Origin of the sequence: Mesorhizobium sp. LSJC269B00 (assembly GCF_000502815.1) — a bacterium.
Taxonomy (GTDB): Bacteria; Pseudomonadota; Alphaproteobacteria; order Rhizobiales; family Rhizobiaceae; genus Mesorhizobium.
Genome location: NZ_AYVN01000014.1, coordinates 98,776 through 111,690 on the forward strand (window position 1 = coordinate 98,776; position 12,915 = coordinate 111,690).

Annotated in this window: 20 protein-coding genes; 13 read left to right on the plus strand and 7 right to left on the minus strand. The window is 62.6% G+C overall.

Features of this window, described 5'->3' with window-relative positions; genetic code table 11:
- Window positions 1–22: 22 nt before the first annotated feature.
- Window positions 23–580, minus strand: a complete 558-nt coding sequence (locus tag X771_RS140305; RefSeq protein ID WP_023689861.1) for an alpha/beta hydrolase — start codon at window positions 578–580, stop codon at window positions 23–25.
- Window positions 581–694: 114 nt separating this feature from the next.
- On the opposite strand from X771_RS140305, the gene X771_RS140300 reads away from it, so the two are divergent.
- Both X771_RS140300 and X771_RS140295 read left to right on the plus strand, forming a co-directional pair.
- A complete protein-coding gene (locus X771_RS140300) occupies window positions 695–1,168 on the plus strand; it encodes an Lrp/AsnC family transcriptional regulator (RefSeq protein WP_023693744.1) in 474 nt (157 codons plus the stop codon).
- A gap of 144 nt (window positions 1,169–1,312) precedes the next feature.
- Window positions 1,313–1,726, plus strand: a complete 414-nt coding sequence (locus X771_RS140295) for a DoxX family protein (RefSeq protein WP_031203112.1) — start codon at window positions 1,313–1,315, stop codon at window positions 1,724–1,726.
- A 22-nt stretch (window positions 1,727–1,748) separates the two neighbouring features.
- Here the strand turns inward: X771_RS140295 and X771_RS140290 are convergent, their stop codons facing one another.
- From X771_RS140290 to X771_RS140270, 5 genes are all read right to left on the minus strand, one after another.
- Window positions 1,749–2,054 carry a hypothetical protein gene (locus X771_RS140290; protein WP_023689864.1) on the minus strand — a complete coding sequence of 102 codons (306 nt, stop codon included), beginning with the start codon at window positions 2,052–2,054 and terminating at the stop codon, window positions 1,749–1,751.
- Between the two features lie 94 nt (window positions 2,055–2,148).
- Entirely contained in the window at window positions 2,149–2,418 is a 270-nt protein-coding gene (locus X771_RS140285; protein WP_023689865.1) for a hypothetical protein, read from the minus strand.
- A gap of 128 nt (window positions 2,419–2,546) precedes the next feature.
- Complete coding sequence (locus X771_RS140280; protein WP_023689866.1) at window positions 2,547–2,741, minus strand: hypothetical protein; 195 nt, start codon at window positions 2,739–2,741, stop codon at window positions 2,547–2,549.
- Complete coding sequence (locus X771_RS140275; protein ID WP_050587487.1) at window positions 2,719–3,180, minus strand: MucR family transcriptional regulator; 462 nt, start codon at window positions 3,178–3,180, stop codon at window positions 2,719–2,721. The genes X771_RS140280 and X771_RS140275 overlap by 23 nt, the downstream gene beginning before the upstream one ends.
- 247 nt (window positions 3,181–3,427) lie before the next feature.
- Window positions 3,428–4,243 (minus strand): class I SAM-dependent methyltransferase, encoded by an 816-nt coding sequence (locus tag X771_RS140270; protein WP_023689868.1) that lies wholly within the window; start codon window positions 4,241–4,243, stop codon window positions 3,428–3,430.
- A gap of 440 nt (window positions 4,244–4,683) precedes the next feature.
- Here X771_RS140270 and X771_RS140265 point away from each other — a divergent pair, with 440 nt between their 5' ends.
- From X771_RS140265 to X771_RS140260, 3 genes are read left to right on the plus strand one after another with little or no spacing between them, the layout of a single operon-like run.
- Complete coding sequence (locus X771_RS140265; RefSeq protein ID WP_023689869.1) at window positions 4,684–5,109, plus strand: hypothetical protein; 426 nt, start codon at window positions 4,684–4,686, stop codon at window positions 5,107–5,109.
- Window positions 5,102–5,488, plus strand: a complete 387-nt coding sequence (locus X771_RS1000000167365) for a hypothetical protein (RefSeq protein WP_023689870.1) — start codon at window positions 5,102–5,104, stop codon at window positions 5,486–5,488. The genes X771_RS140265 and X771_RS1000000167365 overlap by 8 nt, the downstream gene beginning before the upstream one ends.
- The gene (locus X771_RS140260; protein WP_245262759.1) at window positions 5,388–6,125 is read left to right on the plus strand and encodes a terminase family protein; all 738 of its coding nucleotides are present in this window, start codon (window positions 5,388–5,390) and stop codon (window positions 6,123–6,125) included. The genes X771_RS1000000167365 and X771_RS140260 overlap by 101 nt, the downstream gene beginning before the upstream one ends.
- A 331-nt stretch (window positions 6,126–6,456) precedes the next feature.
- Here the strand turns inward: X771_RS140260 and X771_RS140255 are convergent, their stop codons facing one another.
- Window positions 6,457–7,344 (minus strand): hypothetical protein, encoded by an 888-nt coding sequence (locus tag X771_RS140255; RefSeq protein ID WP_156936037.1) that lies wholly within the window; start codon window positions 7,342–7,344, stop codon window positions 6,457–6,459.
- A 134-nt stretch (window positions 7,345–7,478) separates the two neighbouring features.
- On the opposite strand from X771_RS140255, the gene X771_RS140250 reads away from it, so the two are divergent.
- The 8 genes from X771_RS140250 to X771_RS140235 all read left to right on the plus strand — a co-directional run bounded on the left by X771_RS140250 (window position 7,479) and on the right by X771_RS140235 (window position 12,909).
- On the plus strand, window positions 7,479–8,024 hold the full coding sequence (locus tag X771_RS140250; RefSeq protein WP_023689873.1) for a hypothetical protein: 546 nt from the start codon (window positions 7,479–7,481) through the stop codon (window positions 8,022–8,024).
- A 373-nt stretch (window positions 8,025–8,397) separates the two neighbouring features.
- Entirely contained in the window at window positions 8,398–10,047 is a 1,650-nt protein-coding gene (locus tag X771_RS1000000169445; protein WP_023689874.1) for a terminase family protein, read from the plus strand.
- Window positions 10,048–10,083: 36 nt separating this feature from the next.
- A complete protein-coding gene (locus tag X771_RS0134970) occupies window positions 10,084–11,028 on the plus strand; it encodes a glycosyltransferase (RefSeq protein WP_023723553.1) in 945 nt (314 codons plus the stop codon).
- 170 nt (window positions 11,029–11,198) lie between these two features.
- Window positions 11,199–11,843: a glycosyl hydrolase 108 family protein gene (locus X771_RS01000000165420; protein WP_023689877.1), complete on the plus strand. Its 645-nt coding sequence runs from the start codon at window positions 11,199–11,201 to the stop codon at window positions 11,841–11,843.
- Between the two features lie 24 nt (window positions 11,844–11,867).
- On the plus strand, window positions 11,868–12,071 hold the full coding sequence (locus tag X771_RS1000000168355; protein ID WP_023689878.1) for a hypothetical protein: 204 nt from the start codon (window positions 11,868–11,870) through the stop codon (window positions 12,069–12,071).
- A 96-nt stretch (window positions 12,072–12,167) separates the two neighbouring features.
- Entirely contained in the window at window positions 12,168–12,386 is a 219-nt protein-coding gene (locus X771_RS04595; protein ID WP_023689879.1) for a hypothetical protein, read from the plus strand.
- Window positions 12,387–12,390: 4 nt separating this feature from the next.
- Window positions 12,391–12,582, plus strand: coding sequence for a hypothetical protein (locus X771_RS140240; protein WP_023671459.1), 192 nt, complete (start codon window positions 12,391–12,393; stop codon window positions 12,580–12,582).
- Between the two features lie 3 nt (window positions 12,583–12,585).
- Window positions 12,586–12,909, plus strand: a complete 324-nt coding sequence (locus X771_RS140235) for a hypothetical protein (protein ID WP_023689880.1) — start codon at window positions 12,586–12,588, stop codon at window positions 12,907–12,909.
- Window positions 12,910–12,915: the final 6 nt, after the last annotated feature.

Consider the following 12,915-nt stretch of genomic DNA (forward strand, 5'->3'; position numbering starts at 1 on the left):
CCCGCGCGCACGCTTCGGGCGCCTACGGTGCGATTGCGTGGTCGGCCTGTCTCTCTCTCACGAAGGCCGTCAGCAGCTCCATTCCCGCCGGCCAGTCGCCCAGCCCGCTATTGCTGTTGATGTGACCAAGCGGCCCGGCGATGTGCAGTTCGCTGCCCCATTGTGTGGCTTTCTCACCGGCATAGCCGTTCGGATCATAGGGATCGTCGGTGCTGGCCACGATCAGCGAGGGGAAGCGAAGCGGCCCGCGCGGCGTATCGGCGAAGGGAATTCCGTAAGCGGGATAGACCGGCGAGGCCGGGTCGGGAACCGCAACCAGAAACGCCCCGCCGATCCGACGGCTCGACACCGCCTGCCAATGCGCGACCAGCAGGCAGCTGAGACTGTGGGCGATGAGCACCGGCGGGGTCTGTGCCTGTGACACCGCGACGTCCAGCGCCGCCACCCAGTCGTCGAAATCCGGCAGCTCCCAGCTTGCCGGGCTGAAGCGGCGCATCGCCGGGTCGGCCTGTTGCCAGCGTGTCTGCCAGTGGGCCTCGCCCGATCCGCCGCTGCCCGGCAGAATGATGAAGTCGGTCATGGAAAATCCTGTTTCTTCGCCGCAGATGATGTCCCAATCCTAGGGCTTCTCCTTGTTCGCGGAATGAGAGATCATCGGAAAGCGACGAAGAATTCCGATGGATTGAAGGTGTTCATGGCAAACGGCGATTACCGGCCACGGCTCGACCCCACCGACATGGCAATCATCGAGATCATGCAGGAGGATGGCCGCATCGGCATTTCCGAACTCGGCCGCCGCGTCGGCCTGTCCCAGCCCGCGACGTCGGAGCGGGTGAAGCGGCTGGAGGAGCGCGGCATCATCGCCGGCTACCGCGCTGCGATCGATCCCACCGCCCTCGGTCTCGGCACCATGGCCATGATCCGCCTGCGCACCACGCATGAGCACATCCAGACCTGCCTGAAGAAATTCGCGGCCATGCCGGAAGTGGTTGAGGTGCTGCGGGTGACCGGCGAGGATTGTTTTCTGGTCAAGGTCGTCGTCCCGTCGCCGCCCGACCTCGAAAGCATCGTCGACGCCATCGGCCGCTACGGCGCGGTGACGACCAATGTGGTGCTGCGCGCCGAGCCGCCGAAGCGGTTGGGGCGGGAGCTGATGGCGAAGCTCTGAGCGGGCGGCAATCAGGCTTGCCCGCAAGCGGCGGCCTTTTCAGAAGTTCTGCTTCGCCGGGAAAGAATTTTGCGGGACGATGTCGGATCGGCGGCGTCGCGCCCGTCCTTGGGGCGAAACCCCTAGCAAATCTTGGAGGACATCATGGAAACCGTTCAATCGCCGTGGCAGACTGCGGCCCTTCTCATCGCCCGCCTGACCCTGGCCGCCATGTTCGCGATGGGGGCAGCCCTCAAGTTTACGGACATGGGCATGACTGCCGGCTACATCGCCGCCGCCGGCTTCCCGTTCCCGCTGTTTCTGGCCTGGTGCGCCGCGATCCTCGAAACGCTGCTGGTGATCGCCTTGCTGACCGGAGCATTCTTCACGCCGGCTGCCCTGGTCGCCGCCGTCTATGTGGTCTTCCTCGGCTTTGCCTTCCACGGTCCGTCGCACTGGACCGGCAACCAGGCCGAGGTCGGCGCCTTCATGTCCCATTTCCCGTTCGCCGCCGGCTTGTTGTTCGCCGCCGTGCATGGACCGGGCAGCGTGCTGGCCTCGAAGCTCGGCCGAGGGTGAGGCCCCGCGTCGGCAGACCGCCTCACATCTGGTCGTTGTAGGGTTCCTTCATCTGGCCGACCATGCGGGCCAGTTTCGAGAAGGACGGCATGTCCGCCTCCGGCTGGCATTGATTGGCCAGTTCCAGCAGTCGGATCGGAAAGTTGACGGCGTCGCGGTTGGACTCCGACATGCCGTCGGACCGCTCCTCGCCGGTTTCCATGGCCTCGGCCTTGCGCAGCGCAATGTCGATATCCTCCACCGTGAGCAGGCCCTTGCGCACCAGCACCTGATTGATCGAGGCGACGGCCATCAGCAGGCCTTCGAGTTGCAGATTGGCGACGTTCATGGCTGTTGCTCCCATTTGGCTCAGGCTCAACGCATGAGCCGCTGTTACGATCCGGACGGGGATACAAGCGATAGGCGTCCGTCGATGGCCTGCGCTACTCTTCTATCCAGCGGCGGCCATATTCGGCCCACAGCGCCTTGACCTCCCGGCTGCCGAGGCGCGGGGCGGCGCCGTCGCCATAGGCGATCGAAACACCGCTGATGTCGTAATGGGGGTGGGCGTCGATGACGAAGCGGATCGCCTCGCCGAGCGGCCTTCTGCCGATGACCGGATCGGCCTGGCCTTGGCCGACGCTGCGAACGCCCGAAACAGTGGCTGGCGCTTGCCGCATCCTGAACACGGATGCCATGGCTGGTTTGTCCATCCCGCTCTCCCCCGAGTTGGAGTTCCATAAGAGCCAGCTAATGACCAGTCGGTCGATGCCTGTAGAAGGCTGCGTCTTGTGATCCGCCGCAAGTGCCGGCGATATGCTGCAGCCGGTTGAAGGACTGTTCAGGCCAGCGGATCCGCCGCCGGCGGCCTGGCGGGAAGGCCGAGCCTTGTCCGCTCGCCGTCGGCAAACTCCTCGGCCGCTTCCTGGGCCATGAACAGATGCTGGGTCACCGTGCCATTCTCGGCAACCAGCACCGCCCATTGGCGGCGGTCGACACGTTCCACGCGAACGTCATTGGGCTCTCCGGCCACCATGATCGTCCTCCAGCAGGCGTACGGCACGGAGGGGGCGTGCCTTTACGCCTTGGTCTTNGAGCCCGAACTCCTTTGCCAGCTCCGAGCGCTTGGCGGCGTAGCTGGGCGCCGTCATCGGATAGTCGCCGGGCAGGTCCCATTTGGCGCGATAGGCTTCCGGCGTCATGCCGTGGGCGGAGCCGAGATGACGCCGCAGCGACCTGAACTTCTTGCCATCCTCGAGGCAGTAAATGAAATTCGGCGTCACCGAGCGCTTGCGGTTGACCGCGGGCTCAGGCGCAGGTTGCGGCGGAGCAACGGGATTGTCCACGGCCGCGAGCGCTGCATTGACGCTCTCGATCAACGCCGGCAGGCTATCCGGAGGCACTGAATTGTTGCGCACGAATGCCGCGACGATGTCGGCGGTCAGATTTATATTTCGGATTTTGTCCTCAGACATGGCTTCTTTTGCCCCCTTGATGCCAAAGGGCAAATTATCAGACAACATCCGCCGACGGCATGGCACTTTAGAACATATGCATATGACTTGACGCCGGATGTGGTAGCGCTAGCATCGCCGAGTCTCCGATCGATGTCGATGTAGGAATTATTTCCTGACATATCTTGACCGGTGAGGGCAGCTATGCTATAATTTTTTCATGGTGCTGATTTGCGCCAGCAACCCGCCGCCGAGGCGGGTTTTTGTTTCATGCCGGCTTGGAAACAATAACGGCCAGTGAGGCGAGTTTTCCCTCGCTCAGGCTGCTTATGTAGTTTTTTCGCCGACGCACGAACTCGGCGCCGAGCACGATCTCATTGGCCTGCTGCTGGGCGGGCGAGGGCACGATGCCGGAATTTGCCCGTTTCAACGCCAGCTCGACGTGATCGCCGGTTTCGTCGATGACATCGTCGACCCGGAATCCGGCTGAAGCAAACAGAGCCTTCAGGGTCTCGCCGTCGACAAGATGGCTGGCCGCCGACGACACCGCCCAAGGCAAGGGATAGTGAGGCTCGCCGTCCGCCAGCACCGCCTCGGTCCAGACAAGCCTGGCTTTCGGCTTCAGCACGCGCCACGCTTGCCCGATGACCGCCGCCTTGTCAGCGATATTCATGCCGACATAGAAGCAGATTGCCGCGTCGAATGTGTCGTCTGCAAAAGGCAGCCTTGTCGCATCGGCCTCATGGAAACGCACTTTGTCACTGAGGCCGCAGAGCTCGGTCAATCGGCGGGATGCCTCGACGAACGCCTGCGTCAGGTCGACGCCGTCGACGCTGCACCCATAGGTCTCGGCAAGGAACCGGGCCGGGCCGCCAATGCCGCTGCCGATGTCCAGAACCCGATCGCCGGCGGAGGGCGCAAGACGCGCGGCATGGTCCTGCGTGGCGATCAGCTCGCGGCCATGAAGCTGGTCGAACGGATAGAGTTGTTCGGCCGCGAGGCTGCCGGCCCTGGCGTCCGGCACAGCCGACAGGATGCGCTCGACGATGCCGCCGCTGCCATAGTGACTGGTCACATTGCTCATTGCGCTCTCCGACGAGACGCAGCATCCCATCGATGCTGCCCTTGCGCAATGCGCGGCCGCGCCAAGACGCGGCTTTGACCGAAGTAGGAATTATTTCCTTTTTTGCATTGACGGGTGAGGGCAGCTTTGCTATGATTTGTCCATGGTGCTGATTTGCGCCACCGACCCGCCCACGAGGCGGGTTTTGTTTTCCTGATGCCCACAACGTGCGGATATCGGATGTCGGCGGGACAGCACCCCCCTCTGGCCTGCCGGCCATCTCCCCCTCAAGGGGGGAGATCGGACTGCCGCCTTGCTTTCGCCAATCGTCGGCGCTGCAAATTGGTCGCGACCCTGGAGCTGCCAATCTCCCCCCTTGAGGGGGAGATGTCCGGCAGGACAGAGGGGGGCGTGAAGGAACGCTATCCTCGGTTCATTCTGCCTTATCCGCGAGGCCTCCCTTGTCCAACCGCTATGCCACCATCATCACCGACGATGACGGCCGCGAGGTCGTCAGCGCCATTGGCGTGTTCGAGGGCGCTGCCCCGCAGGCGCGCATCGGCCGTATGGAGCCGGTCGTGCCGGGCGTGCTGATCGGCATGGTTCGCGGTGGTCCTGTCGATGCCATCGGCGGCTTCGGCTTTCCGCGCGGCGCGCACGACGCAAGGGCGATCGCCAGGGCAAGCCTGAAAGCCGCGTCTGCCGGAAAGCGCCACGCGCCGGCCGCTGATGCAGCCCGCAAGGCCGCCCCAAAACGGTCAGGGCCAAAATCGGCACGGCGCAAGTCCGGCAAGATCAAGTCCGGCAAGATCAAGCGGGCAAGGCCGGCAAAGCAGGCGAAGCAGGCAGCGACCGCCGAGCCCGCCGGGATCTCGGATCATGGCTGACCGGACGGCGCCGCGTGCGCGCCCTGGCCGCAAGGCGACTGCCGCCGCTGCCAAGCCGAAGCGGACGGAGAAGACGCTTGGCGATGATTTCCTCGACGCGGTTCGCGCCGATTTCCGCGCCCATGGCGCCGGCGTGATTGCCGCGGTCCGGGCCGACAAGCCCGACCAGTATCTGAAGATCGTGCAATCGGTGCTGCCCAAGGATCTGGCCAAGGATTTGCATGTTTCATCTGACAATCTGGAAGCCCTGAGCGATGACGAGATCCGCCGTCGCATCCGTGGCTTCGAAGCCGTCCTCGGGCCGTTTGGCGACCAGCCTGAAGACGCGCCGCCACTATCTGGCGCTGCTGCAGGAGCTGGACCGCAGGCGCAGGACTAACCAGCTTGCCGCCTACCGGCCTTATCCCAGGCAGGCGCAGTTTCACGCCGCCGGCGCGCAGAACCGGGAACGTCTGTTCATGGCCGGCAACCAGCTCGGCAAGACCAAGGCCGGCGGCGCCGAATGGGCCATGCATCTCACCGGCCGCTACCCCGCGTGGTGGCAGGGCAAGACCTTCGACACCCCCGTCAGGCTATGGGCTGCCGGCGTGACGGGCGAGGGCACGCGCGACAACCCGCAGCGCGTGCTGGTCGGCCCGCCGCAGCAGCAGGCGGCATGGGGCACCGGCATGATCCCGGCCAACGCCATCCTGCACACGACCATGGGCCGCGGCGCCCCGGGCGCGCTCGACAGCATCGTGGTGCGCTGGGGCGGCGGCGGCGACGTGCAGGCCGATGAATCGGTGCTTTCGTTCAAGAGCTATGAGAAGGGCCGCGAAAAGTGGCAGGGCGAAACCCTGCACGGCGTCTGGTTCGACGAGGAGCCGCCGCTCGATATCTATTCCGAAGGCCTGACCCGCACCAACGCGACGGGCGGCATCACCATCGTGACGTTCACGCCGCTGCTGGGCATGAGCGACGTGGTGTTGCGGTTCTTGACGGCGCAGGAGGTTCTCCCTTCCCCCCTTGTGGGGTGAGCAGCTGGTTCGCGAAGCGAATCGTCGTGCCAGTGGCACGACGAAAGGCCGGCGAATGCCGGGACGCTGCGGAGCGGCGGGGACCCGGCAGGTTGGATCGGCCACCACCCGGCCCTTCGCAGGCTCAGGGCGTTCGAAGCTCGAAAAGCCAAGCAATTGGCTTTTCGTCCGCCACGCGGACCGCTTCTCACCCCACAAGGGGAGAAGGTAAGAACCGCCACGCCCGGCGCAAATATCGTGCGCGGACAACATCATACGACATTACTTTGAATCAGTTCGGCAGGCTCTACGTCCTGTCACGTCGCATCTTGACCTCGAGATCAGCGGTGCCTCAGGCGATTGCCGGCAATGATGATTGCCATACGGCGTGGTGCGATATCTGGTTGTGCTCGATGCAATCGGTTGCCAGTTTGCTGATTTCAGGATCGGCGGACGCCTGCGCCCATTCGACGAACGCGTCAACAACGACCAACCTCGCCCGGCTGGCCAGCCCCAGGCCGTAACGGCGCACTACCGGCTCTGAATGGTCGAGCATCGCACGGATCATGCCTGATGCATCATCTCGCCATTGCCCGGAGATATCGGCGATCGCCGAAAACGGCGTTTGCGGCCTGAGCAACGCGGCGTGCTGACGCGCAAGCTTTAACTGCCAGTCTTTTGCAAAGCGCACAAATTTGACGGCTCCCATGCGTACACCATCGTGATAATCATCAAGGGCAAACAACGCCTGCGCGAGATGCTGACCATCGTTCCGCGTACTGCATCGCAAGATAGACTCCACGGCATCGAAGCGCGTGCGCGGGTTGCTGTCCCCAAGCAGCGCGGCCAGCTCACCCACCATCGAACTTATGTTCTGGTTTTGAAAGGTGGCAATAAACGCACCCGCCGCTCGCGTCTCAGCATTGGCAGATGTCAGCAGGAGACGAAGGCTTTCCAACGGCACCGTCTTGCCGAGCTCGCCGAGAAGGTCGTTGGCAAGCGCGCCATCGTCATCATGCGGGGACGACAGCAGCCGCTCCAGCATCTCCTGACCTGTCATGGCATTTGTCGATTTGCCGAGTGGCAGCAGGATCTTACCGCCTTCGCTGAAAAAAAGATGAGCAACCTCGCTGTCCTCGGCGGACAGGCGCATCGCCTCAAATAGATCTGTCATGGCAAAGAGTGGCTGTCCCACCCGCGTAGAGTACAGGCCGCGCAGAATGCACCAGCCCAGACGCATCGATGTCGCCGATGCACGGCAAGACCTACCGCATAAAGCGATAAAGGAAAAGATGAGAGCGAAGCTTTCCCGTTTCGGCGCGTTGCGGAATCGCGAACCGCGACTAGTGGCTAGGTTGTCGAGGAACCAAGTCCATGAACAGGCGGCAGGTATTGACAGGCGGTTTGTCGTCGCTTGTCGTGTCGCCGGCGGGTGGTGCTGAGGTATCAAAGCCCCAGGTGCCCAAATGGCGACCCTCGTTTTCACAACCCATCGATCGCATCGAGGAACGGTTCGGCTATTACTTCGACAGAGGCCGTGACTTTGCCATCCTTGAAAACGGCACCTGCGTGCTGACGGAAGCCGGCCTGTCCGATGAGGCGGCAGCCATGGCCGCCATCCAGACGCTTGCCATGATTTACAACTATCACCCGGACATGAAGCCGTCCGACATGGATGATGGCAACGTGCTGGTCAGCTACAATCATCCAGCCTTCAATGTCGTGCTTTCCGACGTTGCGAATGCGCATTGGCAAGAGATCGAGGCCCGCCACCAGGATGGGCTGGCTACGGGCGAGGTGCTGATCACGCCGCTGGGGCAGAATGTGTTCGATGAGCTCGGCAAAAAGGCGCTGCTTGGCAGGTGCTACATGTTCATGGATGCGCAGGCGCCAAAGGTGATCCGCATCAAAGGCAGTTGATGAGTCCAATCAGGGATATTTGGTGCCCGCAAGCTGCCTGGCACGACCCTCGGCGGTTGGCGATTTGCGCGTTAATGGGCCGCACAATATTTTCTCTCGACCGGTATACTGGTATATATAGAGCATACAGGATTGATTGGGAGTGTCGGGGACGCAGACCTCGCGTTTGAACCCTGTTCCTGGATCGGTACGGGTTCTGCAGATTTTTTTACTCGTATCGTAAGGAACATTCGCCTGGCTGGTGCATGCCGATGCACTGGCGGCAATGGCGACAACGATTGCAATCCGAATCATGTGTTCCCCCAAGTCTTGGGTCAGCTTCGCATTGATGAGCGGTGGTATCAATGGCCACACTCTATTGGAGCATGCTTGCATGACCCGTCACGTCACCTTCATGACCATAGACGACGTCGAACACTATTCGCCGGACGAGCGTGCCGCGATCATCGCCGCCTATCCCGAACATGAGCGCGAAGCGAGGGCCAAGGGCATTCCGGTGCTGGGCTCCGGCCGCATCTTTCCGATTGCCGAGGAGCTGATCGCCTGCGAGCCGTTCCGGCTGCCGCGCTACTGGCCGCGGATCGGCGCCCTCGATTTCGGCTGGGACCATCCGTCGGCCGCGGTCGAGCTGGCCTGGGATACGGAGGCCGATGTCGTCTATATCTCCAAGGCGGCGCGGGCCTCGCAGCAGACGCCGGCCATGCAGGTACTGGCCCTGAAGCCGTGGGGCGAGTGGCTGCCCTGGGCCTGGCCGCGCGACGGCCGCCGCGAGACGCTGGAAGGGGCGGGCACCGCACTTGCCAGACAATATTCCGCGCATGGGCTGAACATGCTGTCGGGCCACGCCCGCTTCGCCGACGGCTCGGTCTCGGTCGAGGCCGGGCTGATGGAGATGCTCGACCGCATGCAGTCCGGCCGCTTCAAGGTGTTCTCGTCGCTGCTGCCCTGGTTCGAGGAATTTCGGCTTTACCATCGCAAGGACGGCAAGGTGGTGAAACTGCGCGACGATTTGATGGCCGCGACGCGCTACCGCAAACTGACGCTCGCCTATGTCAGTGGCGCCGGCACTTTGCCGACGACGGCCAACGGCATCTGGCTGATGTTCGACCGGGCCGGCGACAGAGGCGCCGACGGGACGGGAGTAGGAGATTTTTTGGGGCCTGCGTCTTCGGCAACCGACAATATTGTCACTTTCGCGGGCACGACGGGCAAGGTGGGGAAGGATAGTGGGATCGCGGTGTCCAGCCTGGCGCCGAAGGCCAGCCCGACATTTACCGGGACGCCAACGGGGCCGACCGCAGCGCCTGGAACGAATACCACGCAATTGGCTACAACGGGGTTCGTCAAGGCTGGATTTGATCTGAAACTTGATAGCCGACCCAACCTTGGTGTCGTCGCGCAGACGATCACCGATTGGAACAACGCCCTGGACAATGGCTGGTATATGGCCTCGGCGGCGGCTAATGCGCCAAACGGCGTAAATTGGTTCCTGGGGTTTGTGGAAGCGCACGGAAGCACTGGCTACCGGACGCAGACGGTGCATGATTTCGTCAACGACACTACGGCGGCAGACCAAAAGCTATGGCGGCGCAGGCAGGCTGGCGGTGCCTGGGGAGGATGGATCAAGCTGCAATGGTCGCAGGCCGAACAGGATGCACGCTATGTCCAGTCGTCCACGGCGTTGCTTCAGAAGTTTTATGAAAGCCCGCAACAGACCATCACATCCGGCGGGTCGCTGACGTTGGCTCATGGGCTGGGGGTGAAGCCGAAGCTCTATGCGGCCTTCATTCAATGTACTACGGTTAATTCGGGGTATTCGGTTGGTGACGAGATACCCATTAACCCATCTCTCAATACAACTGATGCGACCGCTCAAGCTATTAGCATCGTGCCAGATGCGACCAATTTGAATGTGCGGATTGGTAATGCTGCTGGCGCACTTAAAGTCCTTAACAAGGCTGGAACAGGTTTTAACGACATAACGAACGCTAGCTGGAAACTCGTTGTGAGAGCGTGGGCCTAGCTAGCGAAATGTGAGCAACGGTCTAAACGTTGGAACATGCATATTACTATTGCAGTGCAAGGCAAAATTCCCTGTCGAGGCTATGGCGGCACCCAGCGGCAAATCGATTGGCTCGCCAGCGCACTCGCATCTCTCGGACATGAAATCACACTCATTGCCGGAGTGGGCTCCACCCATCCGCGTTGCGAGGTCCGGCAGGCCGCGTCAGTAGTGGAATGTCTGGGGGCGATCCCTATCAATACTGACATCGTGCATTTCAACGGCTGGTACGATGTAGAAAGCCCATATCGTGCGCTTTACACTCTGCACGGCTATGTTCCAAACGCCCCGAGGAAGGGGCAAAATTACAGCTTCGTCAGCGCCAGTCACGCGCATCATCATGATCGAGAAACGTTTGTTTACAACGGCTTCCCTGTGGATGCCTACCGGCTGGCAGATCGGAAAGGTGAGCGGCTGTTGTTTTTGGGCGGTATCGCGAGGGCCGGGAAGGGCCTCAACCGGGCCGTCGATCTGGCGAAGAAATTTAACTTCGCTCTCGATATTGCGGGTGGCTCGAGGTGGAAGTTGCTCGGGCGCAGCCAAACCCGGAAAGAGTCTCTGTTCTTCAAGAGCTTATCGCCGCGCTACCGCTTCCACGGCACTGTCGATGGCGAGGAAAAGCTCCGATTGCTCGGCGAGGCGTACGCCTTCCTTAACCCGATCTCCTGGGCAGAGCCGTTCGGCATGGCGGCGGTCGAAGCAATGCTGTGCGGAACGCCTGTGCTGACCACTCCGTGCGGTGCGCTTGCCGAAACGGTCGATGCAGACAGCGGGCGTTTCTTCGAAACCGATGACGAGTTTGCTCACGGTCTCAATGAGATCAACAGCATTTCCGCGCGAACATGCCGTGAATCGGCAGCCGAAAGATTTCCGATCCAGAAAGCCGCAACGGCCTATCTGGAACTCTATAAACGCATCCTTGACGGCGAAGTGCTTCCGTGAGCCCGCTTTAGCCGCTCCATCCAAAATTCCTCTCCCGTGAGGAAGCGTTATAGCTGGCCAACCGACATGCCGTCGGCACAGTCAGGATCAACAGGACACTCGTCTCCTGTGCGTGATCTGTGACTGGCTAAAGTCTCCGAGCTAAATTCCACAATCTCCTGAGGTTACCCATGGACCGCAACTTCGCGCGGGCGCTTGCGCTCGTCCTCAAATCGGAAGGCGGCTGGTCCGACAATCCGGCCGATCGCGGCGGCGCAACCATGAAGGGCGTGACGCTGGCCAATTTCCGCCGCTACGTGAAGGCGGATGCGACGAAGGACGACCTTCGCCATATCACGGATGCTCAGGTGGCGACGGTCTATCGCCGCTTCTATTGGGATGCCGCTGCGGGCGCCGAGCTTCCCGGCGGTGTCGACTATGCCGTCTTCGACTTCGCCGTGAACAGTGGGCCGGGCAGGGCGGCTAAATATCTGCAGGCGGCAGTTGGCACCGCACAGGACGGCAGGATCGGCCCGCCCACGCTCAAAGCTGTCGGCGCCAGGCCACCGGGCGCAGTCATCGACGATCTTTGCGATGCCCGCCTGGCATTCCTGCGGCGGCTGCCCACCTGGCCGGTTTTCGGCAAGGGTTGGAGCGATCGCATCCGGTCGGTCCGTTCCCAGGCGCTGTTGATGTTGGCCCCACCTTCGCCGGGCCCCCGGCCCAGCCACCAGCGCTCTCGCCGAAGCCCGGCAGTGCGATGCCGGTGTCTACCGGCGGGCCGATCAGCCCCGTCGAACGCCTGCGATTCTGGCGTGCGCTGCTTCAAATCCTGAAATCAATTTCGCAAGGAGTTCGACATGATCGCCGTCTTCATCCGCATCGGCTTGCGTTACGGCGCCGGTGTTCTGGTCGCGCGTGGCCTGCTCGGCGCCGACGACGCGGCGGCATTTTCTTCCGACCCCGACATTCAAGCTGGTCTGGAGATCGCCGCCGGTCTCGCCATCGCCTCGGTCACCGAGACCTGGCACTGGCTGGCCCGCAAATCCGGCTGGGAGCACTGACATGGAAGGGTTTCAACAACTGCTCATCGCCTATCTCGAAGCCGCGAAACCCTATGCTATCGGCTTTGCCGCCGGGCTTGTCGCCGGGTGGCTGCTGTGAGCGCGCTCCTCGCCGTCCTGCTTGGCAACAAAGCGCTGCTGGGCTTCCTGGCATCGGTCATCGCCGCCCTTTGCTGGGGCGCTCACCAGCGGCTGGCCGGCGCCAGGGCCGAGCGCGGCAAACTGGCGGCCGCTGAGGCCGCGGCGCGTGCGGTCGCTGAGCAGGTGCAGAACGACATCGGCGCATTGCCGGCGGACGCTGTTCAAAGGAGCTGAAATCATGGGCAAGGGACTGATGCTTGCGCTGCTTGTGGCGCTTGCCGGGTGCACGACTGCTTCGGGCGGCTTCTGCGCGATTTCGAGCCCGCTGCGCCTGTCGGCCGAAGCCGTCGACGTCCTGTCGGACGCCGAGGCGAGAGCGCTCTTGGCGCACAACCGCAAGGGACAAAAGCTCTGCGGATGGAGGCCTTAGCCGATGCACGACCTCTTCGACATGCTCGGCATCAAGGGACCGGTCGTCGCCGCCGGGCTAGCCGGCGGCGTGCTGCGAGCACTGTCGCGCCATCGCTACAAGCTGCGCGAGATGATTGCCTCGCCGATCTGCGGGGCGCTGGCGGCTGCGTATCTGACGCTGCCTGCCGTCGCCTGGTTCAGGGCAACCGGCATGCCTATCCCCGATCCGGCCGACGACACCACGACGCTCGCCGCCGCCTTTTTGATCGGCGTCTCGGCCATGTGGATTTCCGACATCGTCTTCGAGGTCATCGTGCGGCGGTTCGGCTCGGCCGGCAACGAGTGATGCACT